Source organism: Paenibacillus wenxiniae (assembly GCF_039822605.1).
GTDB classification, from domain to species: domain Bacteria; phylum Bacillota; class Bacilli; order Paenibacillales; family Paenibacillaceae; genus Saccharibacillus; species Saccharibacillus wenxiniae.
In genome coordinates this window covers 605,357-625,768 of the sequence record NZ_JBCGUH010000002.1, presented here as the reverse complement: position 1 = coordinate 625,768, position 20,412 = coordinate 605,357, and the positions used below count along the sequence as shown (strand labels likewise).

Genomic DNA, 20,412 nt, shown 5'->3' with positions numbered 1-20,412 from the left:
CAGTGCGGGATGCCGCTCAGCTTGATAGTGTTTCTATTCTTTTTATTCGAGCTGCCAATTTTCTTACTTAGAGCCTCCAGGCAATAGTTCGATTAACATGCGGTAAATGATGGATTGATACATTTTCGAGCTAGGGGCGTATCCCGATGTAGAGGTGGCTCTAGCACAGTCTGACTATCCCCTTCTAATCGGGAATCCGGGTAACGGTTCGTCGCGATTTTTCCATACATCACAAGCTGAACAACTTGCAAGTCATGGATATGTTGTCGCTGTTATTGACCATACCGATAATACAGTCGCAACACAGTTTCCAGATGGGCGCATAACGACAACGACGAGCGATACTTTATTTTCACCCAGTCATGATTATAAGACGGAAAGCCAACATCGCGATGGACTGGGCGCGATGTTAACCGACGATGTATCATTTGTGCTGGATCAATTGCAGTTAATCCAATCCGGGCAAATCCCCAGTCTGCTCAAAGGAAAGATCGATTTGCAGCATATCGGCGTGTTCGGTCATTCAATCGGCGGTGCGACTGCGTATGATGCAGCGTACGATCCGCGTATTACAGCAGGTATTGATCTCGATGGAGGACTTTACCGGTTGCATGATCGAGAAGCTTTACGTAAGCCATTTTTATTTATTAACTCGGCAAGCCATAATGAACATATACAACGAGTTATCGATAACCGAGTCTACACAGATGCGGAATTGCAACAGAGCGGATCAACGAGAGAATGGGAAGAGGCGGTCATGAAGGATAAACGCTTGGAGATTGAACGCATGCGCGAAGCTGTTGCTTGCGGCGGACAAGTCATTTCTATCGAAAATACAGAACATTTGAATTTTACCGATATCCAGTTTATTTCTCCAGTATTCCAGTTTATTGGTGCTACAGGCAAGATCGCACCTGCAAGAGCGAATGCTATTGCAAATACTTATATGGAGGGATTTTTTGATACGTATCTTAAAGGTCAAAGGGGAGTATTATTGGAAGGGCCAGATCGCTATTTTCCAGAAGTAGAATTTGTAGATATATCCTCGCGTTAACTGGAACGAGAACAAGGTCTACCGAGAGAGCATAATCTAATGGGAGAACATGATCTAATGAGAAAACGAATAATAAAACACGATATTACGCTATACAATGACTATTTAACCTGTCGCGATGACAGGTTTTTTGTGTTAGCCATCGTTATTTGTCTTTCATTGTTATTAGTCTTTTATTCTTATTTAAAATTCAAACGAAAACTTATAGATGTAATCCTGGTAGCTATATGACTTTACGATCCCCATAACCATTACGGGCATTCCCTCTGCATCATCAGGGTACTCCCCTATAGTCCAACCTGTCGTCAAAATTCTACAATAAGAGGGAAGAGAAAGCAGACATGTCGTTATCCATATACGCCTGTTCACATGTCGTATGGAGTAATAGCTATACATGTGATCTTTGGCACAAGCGCTATATACGACTGTAACGTTTGCTCTATAGGTTGGCATCCGTATGGTCTGGGAATGTGCTTATCGAAATCGTTTGATGCAGCGCACCTCTCCACGTCAATAGAGTATGGCAACCATAACATGTCTGACTTACGAAAACAGAACAGTAGAAAGCAAAGGGTGAATGGGATGATCAAAAAGATGCAGTTATCGTTGCAGACGTTGAATCTGGTACTGGGATTCATGGTCTGGGTTATTATTTCCTCACTAATGCCATTTATTAAAGAAGATATTAGCATTCCACAGGGGAGCCTGGCAATCGTAACAGCAATTCCGGTAGTGCTCGGTTCCATTTTGCGTATTCCGCTTGGTTATTATGCCAATATCGTCGGCGCGCGTGTTGTGTTTATGATTAGCTTTGTTTTGCTGTTATTCCCGGTATATTACATTAGCGTTGCATCATCGCTGACCGATCTGATTATCGGCGGTCTGTTCCTCGGTATTGGTGGCGCCGTATTCTCGGTCGGCGTGACCTCACTGCCTAAATATTATCCCCGTGAAAAGCATGGGCTTGTGAACGGTGTATACGGCATGGGCAATATCGGTACAGCGATTACGACCTTTGCCGCACCGGTTATCGCAACAGCGATCGGCTGGCAAGCAGCGGTTCGCCTGTATTTGGTGCTATTGCTCGTATTTATCGTTCTCAATTTCCTATTCGGTGACCGTAAAGAGACGCGAATCAAAACACCGATTATCGAACAGATAAAAGGCGTGTACAAAAATGAAAAGCTATGGTTCTTTTCTTTATTCTATTTTATTACCTTCGGTTCATTTGTAGCTTTCACCGTATATTTACCGAACTTCCTCGTAGCCAACTTCCAGCTAGATAAAGTAGATGCTGGACTGCGTACCGCAGGTTTTATCGCACTGGCGACATTCCTTCGTCCGGTCGGCGGCTGGCTAGCGGATCGTTTTCAAGCCTTGTTTCTGCTAATGTGTACGTTTGCGGTATATACACTGGCGGCGATTGTACTAGCATTTTCGCCTTCGATCGGCTTGTACACGGTTGGTTGTTTGACAATTGCTGTAAGTGCGGGAATTGGTAACGGTGTTATTTTCAAGCTCGTTCCGTTCTATTTCAACAAGCAAGCTGGGATTGCGAACGGCATCGTGTCGATGATGGGCGGCTTAGGTGGATTTTTCCCGCCGCTCATGCTGGCTGCAATCCACGGGTTGACCGGGCAATATTCGATTGGCTTTATGCTGCTGTCTCAGGTAGCTCTGGCAAGCTTGATTATCGTCGTCTGGATGTATTATCAGGACAAGCTGACCCTTGTATCGGATGTGTTCAAATCGACAGCACAAGGTATTCTCGTGACCGATCCCCAGGGCTATATTAAAACGGTGAATCCTGCGTTTACCCGTTTGACCGGATACGAAGAAGAGGAGGTACGAGGTCGGCGGCCCAGTTTATTAAAATCAGGTCGTCAGCCCGAAACGTTCTATCAGCAAATGTGGAAAGAGATTACAGAAAAAGGTCTCTGGCAAGGTGCAATCTGGAATCGTCGTAAAAATGGTGAAGAATATGTACAATGGCTCAATATTAGCGCCGTAAAGGATGCGACTGGTGAGGATATCCGTTATGTGGGCACATTTAGCGAGTTAACCGAGCATCCGAACAATTCCTCTTCCTGATCATTCGTGCGTATCCAATGGATGACTGCGGCTTATGCGATATCGATGTGCTGAGAAATTACCGTTACGGCTGCATACCATTCGTATGCTATATCGATTCTAAATACAAAGGAGTTCTTGATCATGAATCCGTCTACTGATCTGCTGAAGCGGCCGATGCGCGATCTGCGTATTTCGGTTACCGATCGCTGCAATTTCCGTTGCCGATACTGTATGCCGAAAGAGATATTTGGTGATGATTATGCATTTATGCATAGTTCAGAGCTATTATCGTTTGATGAAATCGAACGGCTGGTGCAGTTATTTGTCGGTCTGGGTGTGCGTAAAGTTCGCTTGACCGGTGGTGAACCGTTGCTGCGTCGCGGTCTGCCCCAGCTGATCGGTCGGATGGCAGCAATTGCTGGAGTGGAAGACATTGGTTTAACGACAAATGGACTGCTACTTGGTGCACAGGCGCAGCCGCTCTATGATGCTGGCTTACGTCGTCTGAATATTAGTCTGGACTCGCTACATCCACGGCGGTTTGGTTATATGAATGGACGCGGAATCAAGCCAGAGCAAATTTTGAAACGAATCGATTATGCCCAATCGATCGGCTATACGATCAAGATGAATATGGTCGTGCAAAAAGGGCTGAATGATGTTGATATTGTGCCGATGGCAGATTATTTCCGCAAGCGTGGCATTACGCTGCGTTTTATCGAATTTATGGATGTAGGCAATGACAATGGCTGGAAACACCAGTATGTCGTGCCAGAGCAGGCTATTTTACAACAATTGCGTACACGTTATACATTAGAGCCGGTCGATCCTGATCATTATGGTGAAGTCGCGCGCTATTATCGCTATGCAGGCACAAATACAGAGGTAGGCTTTATTAGCTCGGTATCCGATTCGTTCTGTTCATCCTGTACACGAGCAAGGCTATCGTCTGAAGGGAAGCTGTACACCTGTCTGTTTGCAAATGAAGGTTATGATCTGCGTTCCTTAATGCGTCGTGGAGCGGATGATACGTTTCTGCTACAGGCGATCAAGCGAGTATGGGAGCATCGATTGGATCGATATTCGGATGAACGTAGCGATGCTGATCCAACCGAGCAGACTTATCCGAGCAAAATCAATATGTCTTATATTGGCGGTTAAGATGAATCGATATATCCCGAATCAACATGGAGCCTGGGCGATGCTCATCTTACCGTTTCTATGTGGATTAAGCCTTTCCGGAACAAGTTGGCTGCATATTCCGCTATTCGTATGCTGGCTAATCATGTATTTGTTCAGTTTCCCATTATTATTATGGATCAAAACAGGCCGTGCTACACGTTATCGTCATCCGACCCTTGTATATGGATTGCTGTTGCTTCCCTTGCTCACTGTTCTCGTCTGGATCGAACCACACTTGCTCTGGTATGGCGCCTTGTTGCTGTTGTTATTCATTCCGACGATGTATTTTGCCCGTGCTCGTAATGAGCGAGCATTACTTAATGACGTGCTAGCGATTGTGCTATTTTGCTCGTTCGTTTATCCGGTCGCTTATATCGGTAACGCTATCAACTGGCGTATAACGAGCGAATTGTTCATCATGCTAGTATTATATTTTTGCGGAACGGCTGTATATGTAAAGACGATGATTCGTGAAAAAGATAATCGGTTCTATTACCGTCTGTCTGTCGGATATCATCTGGTATGGCTTTTCCTTGCAGGCTGGTGGAATATGTGGATGCTCGTTCCGGCAATGTTACTGTTACTGCGAAGCCTCGTTTTGCCTCGGTACCAGTTACGAACGAGAACGGTTGGTCTGATTGAGCTTGGAGGAGCATGTATGGTAGGATTGTCGCTCATTGTACTGTGTCTATTTTAAAGTATACGTTTCAGTGGAGAGTATGATTTTAATTGTAAAGCATGTTCTCCATTCCCAAATATGATTTCAATTCCAACGAACACTAATCGATCCAGGCGATCGTATAACAATATAACAAGCAACGAAGCTTTTTGTATAAGCGAGAAGATCACTATCCTTGTGATCCATATCGGCAGCCAAAAAGCTTTATTTGCATATCTACCTTACTTGCTCCTGCTCCTGCAACAATGATAAGATGAACGCAAAGTTATACCATTTCAGTTATATCGTATGCGAAGTACATGCGGCTACATAGAATAAAGATCGGGTAAAGGAGCATTCCTATGTCACAAATGCAACTCAAAAATGGTGATACCGTTGCACTGATCGCCTGCTCAGACGGTATTGCCTGGGGACAACGTAGTAGTGTAGAGGAGCTAATCCAACATTTAAGCGGATGGGGATTGCGTGTGGAAGAAGCCAAAACGCTCATGCAGACGCAGTATGGCTGGAGCGGCAGTCCACAGGAGCGAGCAGCCGAGCTGAATCGTTTGTTTGCCGATAGCAATGTGAAGGCGATTTTTGATATTTCTGGCGGCGATTCAGCGAATGGGATCTTGCCCTATGTCGATTTTGACGGAATCGCTCGATCGGGTAAACCGTTATTTGGCATGAGTGATCTATCGGTTGTACTCAATGCGATCTATGCACGTACAGGTATGCCTAGCTATCATTATCAGATCATGAATCTGGTGCGTCAGCATGGAGAACAGCAACGGCAGAAATTTTATGCGACCTTCTTCGGCGGAGGCAGTGATCTGTATGATCTGGAATTTGAATTTCTACGTGGGGAGGATCTGAATGGCGAGCTGATTGGTGGGAATCTACGCTGTCTACTGAAGCTGGCCGGTACCCCGAACTTCCCGCATGCACGTGGGCGTGTGATCATGTTAGAAGGGCTGAGCGGTAGACTGAAGCGGATCATTTCCATGCTGGATCAGCTTGCGCAGACAGGTGCACTAGACGAATGTTCAGGTTTGCTGCTCGGTACATTTACGGAGTTAGAGCAATATGGTGAGCGAGAAGCGTTACTGGACTATGTAGTGAAAATGACAGCAGCACGCGGTATTCCGATCGTCCATACGAATGGAATCGGTCATGGTAGCGATGCGGGGTGTATGATCCTCGGTTAGCTGTGTCAGCATGGCTTATGGATGAGGATATATGGCTGTTTGAGGTTTGAAGTGTAAATGTTTGATATGGTAGCTATTTGAAGTATAGCGATTTGATATGTAGCTGTTTAATGAAAAAACCACCTTTTTCTAAAGCACAGAGAAAGGTGGTTTTTTGTTTATACTTTGATTTATTTACTTTGGTTTATATATCTTGAGTTGCACACTTTGATGCGTATATTCGAAGCATACAGTAGATTCAACTAGTGGTTGATACTATTATCTACATCATAAGCAATACTGCTATGACTGCTTAGTATTCATCCATCACCGCTATTTGAGCAAGAAGGTCGGTTAAACTCTAAATCTTAAGAACGTCGGTTGAATTCTAAATATACGGTATACCATGTCCTACTTAATGCCAGACGAGTAACCGTTATTCCTCATCTTACGTCCAGCCGTGATCATTAGCTATTGATAGAATGATGCTGTCCACCTTCTTTGGCAGATTGGAAATTACCTTCGCCTACCATACGCCGAATATCATCTTCCGACAGTTTGGGAGCAATCGGCAGTGTGGGAATGTCGGTAGCGCCGCCAGGCACCTCTTGCTTTTCAACACGGGCAAAGCCTTCGTTGATTTGTCTACCTACCTGTTCACGTTCCTTGCGATCTGTCAGTTGCACTTTTTCTGGAAATTGTGCCATTATTGCACCTCCTCAGCATCGTTAGTTGGATGGTTTCTCCCCTTTTATTAACCGTAGCACAAAAGCAGCAATCAGCGCTCGATCATTTCGAAGTCTGAATTGCTGCCTGATGCGTTGTTATCGTTATACTTCCATCAATAGATGCATATCTTCTTCTACGCTCGTAATCCCGGCAATGCCAAAGTTTTCCACTAGCACATTCACGACATTAGGGGAGAGGAAGGCAGGTAATGTCGGGCCAAGATGAATATTTTTCACACCGAGATACAGTAGAGAGAGGAGTACGATAACAGCTTTTTGCTCATACCAGGCGATATTGTATGAGATGGGCAGCTCATTAATATTTTCCAGTCCAAACATCTCCTGTAGCTTCATCGCAATCACAACGAGCGAGTAGGAGTCATTGCATTGTCCAGCATCCAGCACACGTGGAATACCACCGATATCGCCAAGTGGCAGCTTATTATACTTATACTTTGCACAGCCTGCTGTCAAAATGACGGTATCCTGTGGTAGCTCCTCGGCAAAACGTGTATAGTAGCTACGCGATTTCATTCGTCCATCACAACCTGCCATAACGAAGAAACGCTTGATTGCACCGTTTTGTACCGCTTCAGCGATCTGATCGGCTAACCCAAGCACCGTATGATGGGCAAATCCACCGATGATCTCACCCTGTTCCAGCTCTGTTGGAGGTGGACATTGCTTCGCTTGCTCAATCAAAGCAGAGAAATCTTTTGGCTGTCCGTTACTTCCAGCCGGAATATGCTTCACACCTGCATAGCCAGTATTGCCTGTTGTGTACAGGCGATCGACATAGCTATCCTTTGGCGGCACAATACAGTTAGTCGTCATCAGAATCGGACCGTTAAATGATTGGAATTCACTCGTCTGCTTCCACCATGCATTGCCGTAATTACCGACAAAATGTGTATATTTGCGAAAAGCAGGATAATAGTGAGCAGGCAACATCTCGCTATGCGTATACACATCCACGCCAGTGCCTTCCGTTTGTTTTAATAATTGTTCCATATCATGCAGATCATGTCCGCTGATCAGAATGCCCGGTCTTTGACCGACACCGATATTGACCTTCGTCATTTCAGGATGTCCGTAGGTGCTAGTGTTGGCTTGATCCAGCATCGCCATCGCATCGACGCCATATTTGCCTGCTTCCATCGCCAGTGCGAGTAAATCGGATACACTCAGCGTATCATCAAGCGTAGCCGCCAGCGCACGGCGCATAAAACGATCCACCTCAGTGCTGCTGTAATGCAAATGCTCGGCATGATACGTATAGGCTGCCATGCCTTTAAGCCCATACATAATTAACTCACGCAGCGAGCGGATATCTTCATTGGTCGTCCGGCGTACACCGACCGTCATGGCAATCTGCTCCAGTTCTGCATCGGTTTGCGCACTCCATGTAGCAGCATGAGGAAGCGTGACATCTTGTTGGGTAGCCAAGCTGTACGTCTCATCTATACGATCACGTAATTCTAATGCCAGACGAATGTGATGGAAGAAGAAGTCTCGGTCAAAATTAGCATTCGTAATCGTCGTGAACAGCGCATCGGTTATAAATAAAGCCACTTCTTTTTCTAACGGCTCTGGCAAAGGGGATACCGAATGTTCGGCAAGCCATGCGATGCCTTTGAGTGAATACAATAGTAAGTCTTGTAAATTAGCCACATCATGCGTCTTACCGCACACGCCTTTAATCGTACACCCTGTTCCTTTCGCAGCTTCCTGACATTGAAAACAAAACATCGGTGTCTCATCCATAGAAGTATGTTGAGTTTGCATTATAGTTCCTCCTGATCATGCGACTCGATATGTGTATAACATTGACTGGTGTCATCCACAGGTACGTATCGCTGTATGCTGAATCCAGCATATCGTGGATCAGGAGGTCGCCTTGTGATTACAATCACTTTAATAGAAAAAGAATTTATGATTCTAGCAAGGTAGGTTATGAGGCAGCTTGTAGTAAACTACGAATACTGTAAGTCGCCCTTACCTCTTAGTTTCTTTGCTCGATGTTGGTCACTCGCATCATACGAGTTTGTATATACTTCTAAATAGTACAAATCGCATCGATAGCAATCGGCATGCTAAATCAGCGCTAATCCTTTTTTAACTGCTCCTGCACAAGCTGAATAAACTGCTGCGCGGCATAACCGAGAAACTTATCATTGCGATGCATAATCGCAATCTGGCGCAGGGGAGGGAAGTCTTCGATTTTGATCAAACGCAACGTTGGATCATTCAGGGAATGAGATAAAGAATGTGGCTGTAAACAGGCGCCGACATTTGAACGTACAAACCCATACAGTGATGAAGCGGTCGACGTTTCCACGATAATATTCAGATTAAGCCCATGATCGCGGCAATGTGTTTCGATCAGTTCGCGTGCTTTAAAACCTTTCGGGTAAGCGATCAACGGCTGATTACCGATCGTCTCCAGCGTAACCGATTTGCGACCAGCTAGTTCATGCCGCTCAGATACGACGAGTACAAATTCCTCCGCATACAGTGGAATGGTCGTCAATCGTGGATCACTCGTCTCCATTAATGTGATCCCCACATCCACCAGATTGTTAATGACCATATCCGCCACCTCGATTGCAGAATGAATCTTCAAGTGAACTTTCGGAAATTGATGGTGAAAATCGATCAGAATCGGTGTTAGCCGGTAATCTAGCTCTGCTGCCATCAGTCCAACGACGAGATTGCCACCATCATATTGACGTAATCCATTAATCTCATCATACGCATCCTGTAATTTGAGCAAAATACTACGTGCCTGCTTGAGCAAAATATAACCGGCTTCAGTTGGCGTAATCCGCTTCCCAATCCGATCAAATAGCTGCATGCCCAGCTCATCTTCCATTGTACGAATCTGGATGCTAAGCGTCGGTTGTGTAATGCCAAGCCGTTCGGCAGCACGTGTGAAATGCAATTCCTCGCATACCGCTACAAAATACTCCAATTGTCTGAGTTCCATATCGTTCTCCTTTCATCATTGCTTTTGGCTATCATTATATTATTTTTAATTTATTTTTCCAATCCCTTGTTATAGCGCATAAACGCTGATTTTGTCACGTTTTAGACAAATGTAAGCGATTTTACTAAAATAAAAATTTGCGCAAACATGAAATAAAAATAATGAATTTTCAAATTAATAATAGTTTTTGTCAATGATAAATCGAAAATTGATAGAAATTGTTCAAATTCCTCCTTTACAATATGTCAAAATGAGACTATTATAAGTAATGTGATTAATAGTTGTTTACGAAAAGTAATTGAATATTCAAAAAAGTAAGAAAGAAGGCTGTTAACAATGAATGCTTTTTATCTGGATAATGACGGATCGTTAAGAACGGTATTACGTGGTAAAGATGTACTTGCTAATCCGATTTTGAACAAAGGGGTTGCCTTTTCAGAAGCAGAACGCAAGGAACTTCATTTGAACGGCATTCTGCCACCGACTATTCTGACAATCGAAGAACAAGCAAAACGTGCGTATGAGCAATTCCAAAATGAGTCGAGTAATCTGCGTAAAAATATTATGCTTGAAGACCTGTCCAATCGGAATGTTGTACTCTATTATCGCTTGCTGAGCGAGCATCTAAGTGAGATGTTACCTATCGTATATACACCGACAGTGGGGCAGTCGATTCAAGAATATAGTCAGCATTACCATAAACCTGGCGGCGTCTATCTCTCGATTGACAACATGGACGGAATCGAAGAAGCGTTCCGCAACAGTGGAATCCATCCTGGCGATATCGATCTGATCGTAGCCACCGACTCTGAAAGTATCCTCGGGATCGGAGACTGGGGTGTAGGGGGCATTAATATCGCGATCGGTAAGCTGGCTGTATATACAGCAGCAGCGGGTATTAATCCAGGTCGGGTATTGCCGGTCGTACTGGATGCGGGCACAAACAATGAAAAATTGCTGAACGATCCGATGTATGTCGGTAACCGCCATGAACGGATTCGCGGTGAACGTTATGAACAATTTATCGATCGTTATGTACAAACGGCATTGAAATTATTCCCGAATGCACTGTTGCACTGGGAAGATTTCGGTAATGTGAATGCACGCAATATCATTAATAAATATGGCGAGCATATGCTCACATTCAATGATGATATTCAAGGTACAGGTGCAGTGACACTGGCAGCCGTTATGTCTGGTGTACAGGTGAGTGGTACGCCGCTGCGCGATCATCGTGTACTTGTATTTGGACCAGGTGCTGCCGGTATCGGTAACGCGGATCAGATTCGTGATGCGATGATGACCGATGGTTTGACACAGGAAGAAGCAGAACGTCGTTTCTGGGCGTATGACTATCGTGGTCTGTTGACTGATGAAACCGAAGGTGTACTGGGTTTCCAACAACCGTATGTACGTCCCGCAGCAGAAGTACGTGATTTTGCTACCGATGCAGATGGCAAGATCAGTCTGCTGGAAGTGATCAAACAGGTTAAACCAACGATCCTACTCGGTACATCCGGCGTGACAGGTGCATTTAGTGAAGAAGTTGTAAAAGAAATGGCGAAGCATGTGGAGCGTCCAATCATTATGCCAATGTCTAACCCAACACCACTGGCTGAAGCTACACCTGCCGATCTGCTGAAATGGACCGATGGTAAAGCATTAATCGCTACGGGTAGTCCATTTGAACCGGTTGACTATAACGGTGTAACATATGAGATTGGTCAATCCAACAACGCATTCGTATTCCCTGGATTGGGATTGGGAGCGATTGTAACGAAGGCGAAAATGTTTACAAAAGGCATGTTTACCGCCGCTGCGGATGCCGTTGCGCATGCAGTTGATTCGTCTGCGCCGGGAGCATCGTTACTGCCACATGTTCGTGATCTGCAATCGGTATCGTTTGCCGTAGCTGTAGCTGTTGCCAATGCAGCAGTAACAGATGGTGTAGCACGTTATGCACCGGAAGATGTAGAGGATGCAGTGCGCAATGCGATGTGGCATCCCGTCTATCGTGAAATCAAGCCAGAACAATTGACTCAAGTCGGCTAAATAAACGAATAGAAGCGTTAGCATTATGTTTGTAGATCGTCCTACGATTACGATTGATGATAAGTATATCTATAATTGATATATCTATAAAGGAAAAAAGAGAACAACACCTGATAAAGTAATGGATAGATTCGCCGGATCATGCAATCTATCTTTATATAGAAGAAACACGTTTCGATTGTAACTATGCATACGGCTTACATCAACAGGCTGCTTATCCATCCCGATGAGCAGCCGCCCTTTTCGGGTCATGCCTGCACGTCGTTTTGCGCAACATAAAGATGGAGGTCCTGCACCATGTCAGTTGGTCATATTTTTGTAATTTTAATTCCGATTTTCTTTGTCATTATTCTCGGATTTTTGGGTGGACATTTTAAAGTATTTAGTCCAGCTTCGTCAAAAGGTTTGAACACACTCGTTACCAAATTCGCGCTTCCAGCGCATCTCTTTATTGGCATTACCACGACCAGCAAGCAAACGCTGATCGAGAAATGGCCTTTTTTTATGACGATGTTTCTGGGTATTATTGGCTTTTATGTCATTATGCTGCTGATTATGCGTTTAGTATTTCGGATGGATTTGAATACGTCATCCATCTTCTCCCTAAATTCAACACAGCCGTCTTTTGCTTTTATGGGAATACCGGTGCTCGGAAGTCTATTTGGAGCGGCAGAGGTCGCTATTCCGATTGCCATTACCGGTATTGTCGTCAATGCGCTGCTTGATCCAATTGCAACAATCGTTAGCTCGGTTGGTAAAAAGACGCAGGCTAACAATCAGGAAGATGGAAAGCATGAGAATCTATTCAAGCTCACCATCCATTCCATTTTGCACGGTTTGCGCGAACCGCTTGCCTGTGTTCCATTGATCGGTGTCGTGCTGGCGCTACTCGGTTTCCATGCGCCACAGTTGTTACAAGATTCGCTGGATCAAATCGGTGATATTACGTCCGGTGCAGCACTGTTTGCCATCGGGGTTACGATCGGTCTGAATCGTATCAAACTGAGTGGAAGTGCGATCGGTATCTCGTTGCTTAAAGTGATCGGTTTGCCACTGCTGACGCTTGCTTTTGCCGTTATGCTAGGATTGTCCACAGATGATGTAACGATGGCGGTATTGCTCGTATCCTTCCCAGGCTCTGCTGTAGCTGCAATGATCGCTACACGGTTTGAAACGTTGGAGGTCGAAACTGCCTCTTCATTCGTACTTAGCTCGATCTTATCACTGATTTCACTGCCTATTTTAATTTCATTATTGCTCTGATGACGTTTAGATTGGACATTAGACGATGTATTGTTACCTGATGCTTTGAATTTGAACTACATGAATTGCAAGTATCCGTTGCTCTATAGCTCGATGGATCTTACAGGTAACGCACTTGCATTGAAACAATACTAGCGGTTTCCACTTGTCCTCCATGTGCATACATGTCAATATAATAGAAAGGCTGCTGCAACGGATCGTTTACATACGATAGCGAGTAGCGGCCTTTTTTGCATCGTTCGTATGGTTTGCATCGTTTGCATAGTTGGAACAGTTTTAATAGTTTGGGTAGCGGACAGATTACATATCATTATTGGTAGCTGGGGAGATGGATAGCGATTGTTATAGCATACAAAGCTATGATATGAGTGTTACCTATTTTCCAACCTAATAAATAGAAGAGGAGCGTGCTTTATATTGGAAAATACTGTCTATATTATGCCATTTCCAACAGAAGCAGCTGCAATATGGCAAGCGCGTATTGCAGACATGATCGTGCACATTCAACAGGAAGAGTATGGCATTCCGATCACCAGAGAACAGCAGCCGGATTTACAGGATATTGCTGGCTTTTACCAGCACGGAAGCGGTAATTTCTGGCTTGCTTGTGTCGAAGAACGCGTAGTGGGTACGATTGCATTGCTCGATATCGGTAACCGGCAAGTGGCTTTACGCAAAATGTTTGTACATCATGAATATCGTGGCAAAACATGGGGCGTGTCTCATCAACTGCTAGAGCAAGCGATCATATGGGCACGGCAGCAGGGGATGACAGATATTTATCTTGGGACGACTCCACAGTTTAAGGCAGCACATCGATTTTATGAAAAAAATGGATTCGTCGAGGTGGATCAGCAGGAGTTACCAGCGAGCTTTCCTGTGATGCAGGTGGATAAGAAGTTTTACCGCTTTTTGGTTGAAGAGAATGGTAGAGTGAACGAATAGATAGAGGAATACGTGATAGGTGGTTGCCTATTGTTAGCTATATGCGAGCAAGTATATGCAAGCAAACATATGAGAGTAAACATATGAAAGCGAATATATGAGAGCCTCCGTATTGCATGAACAGCAGGGAGGCTTTTTTATTTTTTATATAGAAGATTTATTTTACAACATAATTGGATATCAGCAACCAGCAACCAGTAACCAGTAGCTCTGTAATACATCGTCCTTATGATCTAACATACCATTGGCGATCGAACCATCCGACGATAAGTGGACGTGTTGACAAACATAGAGCATACGACTATATTGATTATTAATCGTAATAATTACGATTAATAGATAGAGGATTAGTTATAAGATCAGCTGAAGTTTCACACCAACTAGCATAGAACAAATCAATCACTAGCTTTCTCTCTCGCCGTTTAACTGAAATCATGATCTATTCGCATCCGAAGTTAGATTCATATCGAAGTTAAATTCATATCCGAATGCTCTAAAAAAATAGTGAGCTTTTATCAGCTATCTAATCAATATATCCATCATCATAAGAACGATCGTTTGGAAGAGGTGAAGGAATCACATGCTAAAAAGATGGGACTGTCTAATTATCGGTGCAGGCGCTGCGGGCATTGGCATAGGAACCGTACTGAAAGAGCTTGGATTACACAATTATGCCATTTTGGAGCGACATGCGGTAGGTGCATCTTTTGGTATGTGGCCGGAGGAGATGCGCTTGATTACGCCTTCATTTACAAGTAATGCGTATGGCATGCTTGATCTGAATGCTGTTGCTTTGAACACATCGCCTGCATACACATTAAGTACAGAGCATCCTACAGGTAAAGAATACGCCAAATATTTGCAAGCAGTAAGCGATTATCACCAGTTGCCTGTATATTGTGGTATAGACGTAACCGCAGTACGGCAGGAAGCAGACGGATTTTGTGTCAGCACCAGTACAGGAGAATGGTATACACGATTTGTAATATGGGCGGCAGGTGAGTTTCAATATCCACGTCTGGATGTTATTCCTGGCAGTGAATATGCTATCCATAATAGCCAGATCGCAAGCTGGGCAGCACTGGAAGGAGAGCAGTTTGTCGTTATTGGTGGATATGAGAGTGGAACAGATGCCGCTATTCACCTGAGCCGGTTGGGGAAGAATGTAACGATGCTGGATCGGCGTTCACGCATGCTGGATAAAGGCAGCAGTGATCCCAGTATGGAGCTAAGTCCGTATACGAAAGATCGTCTGCGTCATGAGATTCAGCATGGACGGATTTCGTTTATCGGCGGCTGTGAAGTGCAGTGGATTGAGCCACAAGCGCAGGGTGGCTATCTCATCTATTGTGAAGATGATCATGGTAAGCAACATGTCATTCATAGTGAAGCGGCACCGATTATGGCTACTGGCTTTACCGGCAGCCTGCGTCTGATTGAGCATCTGATTCAGCGCAGTGGGAATGGAGCAATTAGGCTTGGACCAGCCGATGAATCTTTACTTGCCCCCGGCTTATTCGTCAGCGGGCCGAGTGTGATGCATGATCAATTAATGTTTTGCTTCATTTATAAATTCCGGCAGCGCTTTGCCGTGATCGCTCATCGGATCGGTACATTACTCGGTTATGATGTGTCACGGTTGGAACATTATCGCGGTGAAGGTATGTTTCTGGATGATCTGTCCTGCTGTCAGGAGAACTGTACATGTTAAACGAACAACAACATTCAGCTACGCCGCGCGCTGTCGTGCTCATTGGTCTGGAATCGACGGGCAAGTCGGCGTTATTTCGCAGCTTGAGCGGGATGGATACCGGTACAGAGTCGAATTTTCGTGGCTCAACGGTTACGGTGCGGCGTGCCGGATTAACGATACCGTCATCTCAAGCAAACATAGAACTGGTCGATACACCGGGCATTCGTATGCATGATGATAGTCTGACGACAGAATTAGCATTGGGTATGCTCGGTCAAAGTGACACTGTGCTGCTGGTCGTTCGTGCTACTCATGCTGCTCGCGAACTACCGTTACTATTGCAGTTGCTTGATTTGATCGGTAAAAATGTCGTTCTGTTACTTACCTTTGCAGATCGGGCTGGTGCGCTTGCAGAGATTTATAGCCATCACTTCCGAAAAGCATTAGGCATTTCCGTACTGGCAGTTGATTCGCGGCAACTCGATTTAGCGACTCAACATACACTTGTACAAGCGATTGATATGGCGCGCCCGATGAAACGAAAGCCGGTGCTCACAGAGCTACCTATAGTAGAAATCAAAGATGCACCGCTCACCTGGTTTGAGCATACGATATGGGGAAGGCTCGTATCGGTCATTGCGCTATTGCTGCTATTCGCGGTACCGGTGTATATCGCTTACGTATTTTCCGGCTGGCTACAACCTGTGGCCGACCGCTGGTTGCTTGATCCGCTGCGTCAGCTTAGCTCGCAACTTCCAGCGTGGCTGGACATGATGGTGATGGGCGATTATGGTGTGCTCAGTCTTGGCAGCTACTCGTTTATCTGGGCATTTCCGGTTGTACTATTCATTGGATTCAGTGTAGCGCTGACCGAAGAAAGCGGATTGAAAGATCGTATTACTGATTCTCTGGATGGGTGGATGAGACGTATCGGTCTAAATGGACGGGATCTTATTCCGGTACTCAGTGGCTTTGGCTGCAATGTCGTTGCTGTATTTCAAAGTCGTACTTGTAGCCGTTGTACACGGCGTTCATGTGTATCGCTTATTGCTTTTGGCTCTGCATGCAGCTATCAGATCGGTGCCAGTCTATCGATCTTCAGTTCTGGTGGGCGACCGTGGTTATTTCTGCCATACTTGCTTATCCTCGTGCTAGCAGGTGCGCTGCATACGCGCATATGGAACAAGCAATCTTCCTCCAGCTTGCAGTCAATTACAGCTGGTCGTACCTTTTTACAATGGCCATCTATGCGTGCTGTGAGCTGGCGGCTTCGGGCTGTACTAAAGCAGTTTTTAACACAAGCGATGCCTATTTTCCTCTTCATCTGTGTGGTGGCGAGTGTACTGCAATGGAGCGGTTTATTAGATCGATTGACGCATAGACTTGCACCGTTGTTGTCCTTGTTCGGATTACCCCAGCAGGCGGCTGCCGGCATTTTATTTTCAGTGCTGCGTAAAGATGGCTTGTTAGTGCTGAATCAGGGTGGTGGAGAGTGGTTATTGCAGCTCAGCGGTGGGCAATTGCTCGTACTCGTCTATCTTGCTTCTACGTTGACTGCATGCCTGGTCACGTTATGGACGATCTCCAAAGAGCTAGGTACTGGATTCGCTCTCAAGCTTGCCGGTCGGCAATTGTTAACTTCGCTCGTGAGTGCATGGATGATTGCGGTAATAGTCGTATTGTGGAAATGATACAGATTTAACGATGAAGCAGCAACAATACAGCAGCAACGATAAAGCGACAGTGATGCAGTGCCAGTGATACAGCAAATATATAAGAATAGCAAATCGATAGGAGGAATTCCCATGATATTAGACCTATTTACTATTCGCCGGATCAGGCAGATTATGGACGGCTATATTGATGCCAAAGTGCCTGCTTCGATGCGAACATCGGTACAGCTGGCGTATGAATTAGAGCCAGATGGACTGGTCTTATCCGAGCTTCGGCCATCAGAGTCGTTACGCGGCTGGGAACGAACGGCATTCGCCTGTCTGCGTTGCCAATCAGATGGTTGCTGGCATGTGTATGCACGTCAAAACAAGCTATCTGCTCAGGAACCGCCGCAATGGAATGCCGTGAGCGAAGCTGGCGGACAGCATGATTTCGAGCGACAGCTGCAATATGTGGAAGAAGACCCGCTTGAGTTGTTCTGGCCGGATTGGCAGGCGCATAATGAGCAGGAAGATTACGTATAGCATGATGGTAATGCTGGCGTACTGCATATTCATTGGTCAAAGGAGGTAGAAGAATGAACAATCGATGTAACGACGATTCAACCGAGTGGATATCGGAATGTAATGATAGCCGTTTCGCAATGGGATGCAATGATGACGATCTCGCTATGGAGCGAAATGAACGAAAACAGCAAGCGAACGAACACGATGTAGATCAACTGATAGAACACGATATAGACCAATGGATCGAACATGAAGTCGATCAATCAATGATGGGAAGCCGCAATGCGGATGAAATCGATGATCCGCGTATTCCCGTAACGATCGTCACCGGATTTTTAGGAGCAGGTAAGACTACATTGCTTAATCATCTATTAACCTCAGACCACGGGCAAAAGATCGCGGTCATCGTCAATGAGTTTGGCGAGGTCGGTATTGATCATGAATTGATCATAGGCGCCGAAGACGAAATTATCGAGATGAATAATGGGTGCATCTGCTGTACGGTACGCGGTGATCTGGTGAAGATTGCATTACAGCTATTGGATCGCAAGTTTGGCATGAATGAGCGAGCGTACCATTTTGATCGGATTGTTATTGAGACGACCGGACTGGCTGATCCGGGACCGGTCATTCAGACGTTTCTGGCAGAAGATCTACTTGCTCAATTTTTTAAAATGGATGCAGTCATTACGCTTGTGGATGCCTGTCATGCTCATCTGCATCTCCATCAAGGCCCTGAAGCGCAGGCGCAGATTGCTTTTGCCGATATTCTGTTATTGAACAAATCCGATCTGGTTAACATGGAGCAATTGACGGCGCTCGAAGCACGGTTGCGTCATATGAACGTATCCGCGCCGATCTATCACACCTGTCAATCGACACTGGATATTCGTTATGTACTGGATGTGAATGCATTTGACCTGAGTCATAAGCTGGACATTCGTCCAAACTTGCTACATGCCCACCATCACCATCACCATCATGAAGACCATGTGCGATCGATCGTGTTGCAGGACGAACGTCCGATGCATTTACAAAAGATCAATCAATTTATGGATGAATGGCTGATCAATCATGCGGAGGATACGTATCGATACAAAGGCATTATTCACGTGGATCAAGTGGATCGCCGTGTCGTATTTCAGGGTGTGCATATGATGCTTGGTATCAATACCGATCGCAACTGGCGCGATGATGAACTACGCCTGACTCGGATCGTCATTATCGGCAAAAATCTGGACGAAGTATGGTTTCAGCAACGATTTGCTGACTGTATCGCAGAATCGACAGAGTCAGCATTGTAACCTGGTGTATAGCCATCAATAGAACTACAATAATTAGCTTAGAAGGTCACCCGCATCCAATTTCATCTCTTGCTAAAGCTTTATTTTATGCAAAGGCAACGGATGAGATGCAGTCTGATATGAATAGATAATGCCATCATTTCAACTTATACTCAAAGGAGTTCTACCCCTATGCAGCAAAATCAACAGCACGCATCCCTATGGCCAAACAAAGCAGCAAGATTAAAGCTGTTTGGTTCGATACCGTCTGTATCTGGAGAGAAGCCAGTAGAAGCGGAAGGGATGCATGATTTGCAAAATGTACAGCATGATTTTCTATTTGCGCTTGATCAAGTTGGAATCGGGAATCTTCGTTATCCCCTAATCGTCCATTCGACGCTGCTTCCATCTACGATGACAACCTCAGCCCGTTTTCGTCTGACGACTTCATTGTCTCAGCAATCACGTGGCATTAATATGAGCAGGCTTACGGAGCAACTGGAGCTGGCACGGCAGAATGGATTAAGCGATCGATTAGACGATCTGACCACATTGACGCAGAATCTGGCGCGGCATATGCAACAAAAACAGGCAGAGCTGGAAGTGGAGTACGACTGGTATTATGAACGACAGGCACCACGCAGCGGTCGGCTTGGACTTAACCATGCCATAGCCAGATTAGAATTAAATCATACGATGGCATCCGCCCTCCACGTTAAAGCGACGCTTGAAGTGCAGATTACCACATTGTGCCCATGCTCCCGTGATATTAGTGAATATAGTGCACATAATCAGCGTGGACGGTTAACGATAGAGATCATACCTGCCAATGGCTTGCTTCCAGATGATTGGAAGGAGCGCTTGCTTGAGGTAGCAGAAAGTAATGCAAGCAGCATTCCCTATCCCGTGCTAAAGCGTCCGGATGAAAAGCATATTACGGAGCAAGCTTATGAAAATGCGCGCTTTGTAGAAGATATGCTACGTCTGAGTGCTGCCGATCTATACGAGATCGAGTGGATTTCTAGCTTTCAGATCCAGTGTCGAAATGAGGAGTCGATTCATCAGCATGATGCTGTAGGGAGCATCACCTATTCCAGAACATCAGCCTATAGTATGGAATAAGGA

At 45.2% G+C, this 20,412-nt stretch carries 15 protein-coding genes and 1 pseudogene; 13 read left to right on the top strand and 3 right to left on the bottom strand.

The window, feature by feature from the left end; genetic code table 11:
• Window positions 1–136: 136 nt before the first annotated feature.
• The 5 genes and pseudogenes from AAHF22_RS05580 to AAHF22_RS05560 form a co-directional block, all read left to right on the top strand.
• A pseudogene (locus AAHF22_RS05580) lies at window positions 137–1,054 on the top strand (alpha/beta hydrolase family protein); the annotation flags it as partial.
• A 582-nt stretch (window positions 1,055–1,636) separates the two neighbouring features.
• Window positions 1,637–3,145 (top strand): nitrate/nitrite transporter, encoded by a 1,509-nt coding sequence (locus tag AAHF22_RS05575; RefSeq protein WP_347323973.1) that lies wholly within the window; start codon window positions 1,637–1,639, stop codon window positions 3,143–3,145.
• A gap of 117 nt (window positions 3,146–3,262) precedes the next feature.
• Complete coding sequence (gene moaA / locus AAHF22_RS05570) at window positions 3,263–4,288, top strand: GTP 3',8-cyclase MoaA (RefSeq protein WP_371834020.1); 1,026 nt, start codon at window positions 3,263–3,265, stop codon at window positions 4,286–4,288.
• 1 nt (window position 4,289) lies between these two features.
• A complete protein-coding gene (locus AAHF22_RS05565) occupies window positions 4,290–5,006 on the top strand; it encodes a YwiC-like family protein (RefSeq protein WP_347323971.1) in 717 nt (238 codons plus the stop codon).
• A 323-nt stretch (window positions 5,007–5,329) separates the two neighbouring features.
• Window positions 5,330–6,178 (top strand): S66 peptidase family protein, encoded by an 849-nt coding sequence (locus tag AAHF22_RS05560; RefSeq protein ID WP_347323970.1) that lies wholly within the window; start codon window positions 5,330–5,332, stop codon window positions 6,176–6,178.
• Window positions 6,179–6,624: 446 nt separating this feature from the next.
• On the opposite strand, the gene AAHF22_RS05555 is transcribed toward AAHF22_RS05560, so the two are convergent.
• From AAHF22_RS05555 to AAHF22_RS05545, 3 genes are all read right to left on the bottom strand, one after another.
• The gene (locus AAHF22_RS05555) at window positions 6,625–6,864 is read right to left on the bottom strand and encodes a hypothetical protein (RefSeq protein WP_347323969.1); all 240 of its coding nucleotides are present in this window, start codon (window positions 6,862–6,864) and stop codon (window positions 6,625–6,627) included.
• A 123-nt stretch (window positions 6,865–6,987) separates the two neighbouring features.
• Complete coding sequence (gene hcp, locus AAHF22_RS05550) at window positions 6,988–8,670, bottom strand: hydroxylamine reductase (RefSeq protein WP_347323968.1); 1,683 nt, start codon at window positions 8,668–8,670, stop codon at window positions 6,988–6,990.
• A gap of 319 nt (window positions 8,671–8,989) precedes the next feature.
• On the bottom strand, window positions 8,990–9,871 hold the full coding sequence (locus AAHF22_RS05545; RefSeq protein WP_347323967.1) for a LysR family transcriptional regulator: 882 nt from the start codon (window positions 9,869–9,871) through the stop codon (window positions 8,990–8,992).
• A 336-nt stretch (window positions 9,872–10,207) separates the two neighbouring features.
• Between AAHF22_RS05545 and AAHF22_RS05540 the strand changes: the two genes are divergently transcribed.
• From AAHF22_RS05540 to folE2, 8 genes are all read left to right on the top strand, one after another.
• Window positions 10,208–11,923, top strand: coding sequence for an NAD-dependent malic enzyme (locus tag AAHF22_RS05540; RefSeq protein WP_347323966.1), 1,716 nt, complete (start codon window positions 10,208–10,210; stop codon window positions 11,921–11,923).
• A gap of 297 nt (window positions 11,924–12,220) precedes the next feature.
• Window positions 12,221–13,186 (top strand): AEC family transporter, encoded by a 966-nt coding sequence (locus tag AAHF22_RS05535; RefSeq protein WP_347323965.1) that lies wholly within the window; start codon window positions 12,221–12,223, stop codon window positions 13,184–13,186.
• Between the two features lie 438 nt (window positions 13,187–13,624).
• Window positions 13,625–14,131 (top strand): GNAT family N-acetyltransferase, encoded by a 507-nt coding sequence (locus AAHF22_RS05530; RefSeq protein WP_347324117.1) that lies wholly within the window; start codon window positions 13,625–13,627, stop codon window positions 14,129–14,131.
• A 580-nt stretch (window positions 14,132–14,711) separates the two neighbouring features.
• The gene (locus AAHF22_RS05525) at window positions 14,712–15,842 is read left to right on the top strand and encodes an NAD(P)/FAD-dependent oxidoreductase (protein ID WP_347323964.1); all 1,131 of its coding nucleotides are present in this window, start codon (window positions 14,712–14,714) and stop codon (window positions 15,840–15,842) included.
• A complete protein-coding gene (locus AAHF22_RS05520) occupies window positions 15,836–17,515 on the top strand; it encodes a nucleoside recognition domain-containing protein (protein WP_347323963.1) in 1,680 nt (559 codons plus the stop codon). The genes AAHF22_RS05525 and AAHF22_RS05520 overlap by 7 nt, the downstream gene beginning before the upstream one ends.
• 114 nt (window positions 17,516–17,629) lie before the next feature.
• A complete protein-coding gene (locus tag AAHF22_RS05515; protein WP_347323962.1) occupies window positions 17,630–18,022 on the top strand; it encodes a DUF3024 domain-containing protein in 393 nt (130 codons plus the stop codon).
• 53 nt (window positions 18,023–18,075) lie between these two features.
• Complete coding sequence (locus tag AAHF22_RS05510) at window positions 18,076–19,308, top strand: CobW family GTP-binding protein (protein ID WP_347323961.1); 1,233 nt, start codon at window positions 18,076–18,078, stop codon at window positions 19,306–19,308.
• 171 nt (window positions 19,309–19,479) lie between these two features.
• Window positions 19,480–20,409 (top strand): GTP cyclohydrolase FolE2, encoded by a 930-nt coding sequence (gene folE2 / locus AAHF22_RS05505; protein ID WP_347323960.1) that lies wholly within the window; start codon window positions 19,480–19,482, stop codon window positions 20,407–20,409.
• Window positions 20,410–20,412: the final 3 nt, after the last annotated feature.

Coding starts and splice junctions, on each gene's coding strand:
- AAHF22_RS05575 (WP_347323973.1), top strand. CDS start 1,637: ATGATCAAAAAGATGCAGTTATCGTTGCAGACGTTGAATCTGGTACTG.
- AAHF22_RS05565 (WP_347323971.1), top strand. CDS start 4,290: ATGAATCGATATATCCCGAATCAACATGGAGCCTGGGCGATGCTCATC.
- AAHF22_RS05560 (WP_347323970.1), top strand. CDS start 5,330: ATGTCACAAATGCAACTCAAAAATGGTGATACCGTTGCACTGATCGCC.
- AAHF22_RS05555 (WP_347323969.1), bottom strand. CDS start 6,864: ATGGCACAATTTCCAGAAAAAGTGCAACTGACAGATCGCAAGGAACGT.
- hcp (WP_347323968.1), bottom strand. CDS start 8,670: ATGCAAACTCAACATACTTCTATGGATGAGACACCGATGTTTTGTTTT.
- AAHF22_RS05545 (WP_347323967.1), bottom strand. CDS start 9,871: ATGGAACTCAGACAATTGGAGTATTTTGTAGCGGTATGCGAGGAATTG.
- AAHF22_RS05540 (WP_347323966.1), top strand. CDS start 10,208: ATGAATGCTTTTTATCTGGATAATGACGGATCGTTAAGAACGGTATTA.
- AAHF22_RS05535 (WP_347323965.1), top strand. CDS start 12,221: ATGTCAGTTGGTCATATTTTTGTAATTTTAATTCCGATTTTCTTTGTC.
- AAHF22_RS05530 (WP_347324117.1), top strand. CDS start 13,625: ATGCCATTTCCAACAGAAGCAGCTGCAATATGGCAAGCGCGTATTGCA.
- AAHF22_RS05525 (WP_347323964.1), top strand. CDS start 14,712: ATGCTAAAAAGATGGGACTGTCTAATTATCGGTGCAGGCGCTGCGGGC.
- AAHF22_RS05520 (WP_347323963.1), top strand. CDS start 15,836: ATGTTAAACGAACAACAACATTCAGCTACGCCGCGCGCTGTCGTGCTC.
- AAHF22_RS05515 (WP_347323962.1), top strand. CDS start 17,630: ATGATATTAGACCTATTTACTATTCGCCGGATCAGGCAGATTATGGAC.
- AAHF22_RS05510 (WP_347323961.1), top strand. CDS start 18,076: ATGAACAATCGATGTAACGACGATTCAACCGAGTGGATATCGGAATGT.
- folE2 (WP_347323960.1), top strand. CDS start 19,480: ATGCAGCAAAATCAACAGCACGCATCCCTATGGCCAAACAAAGCAGCA.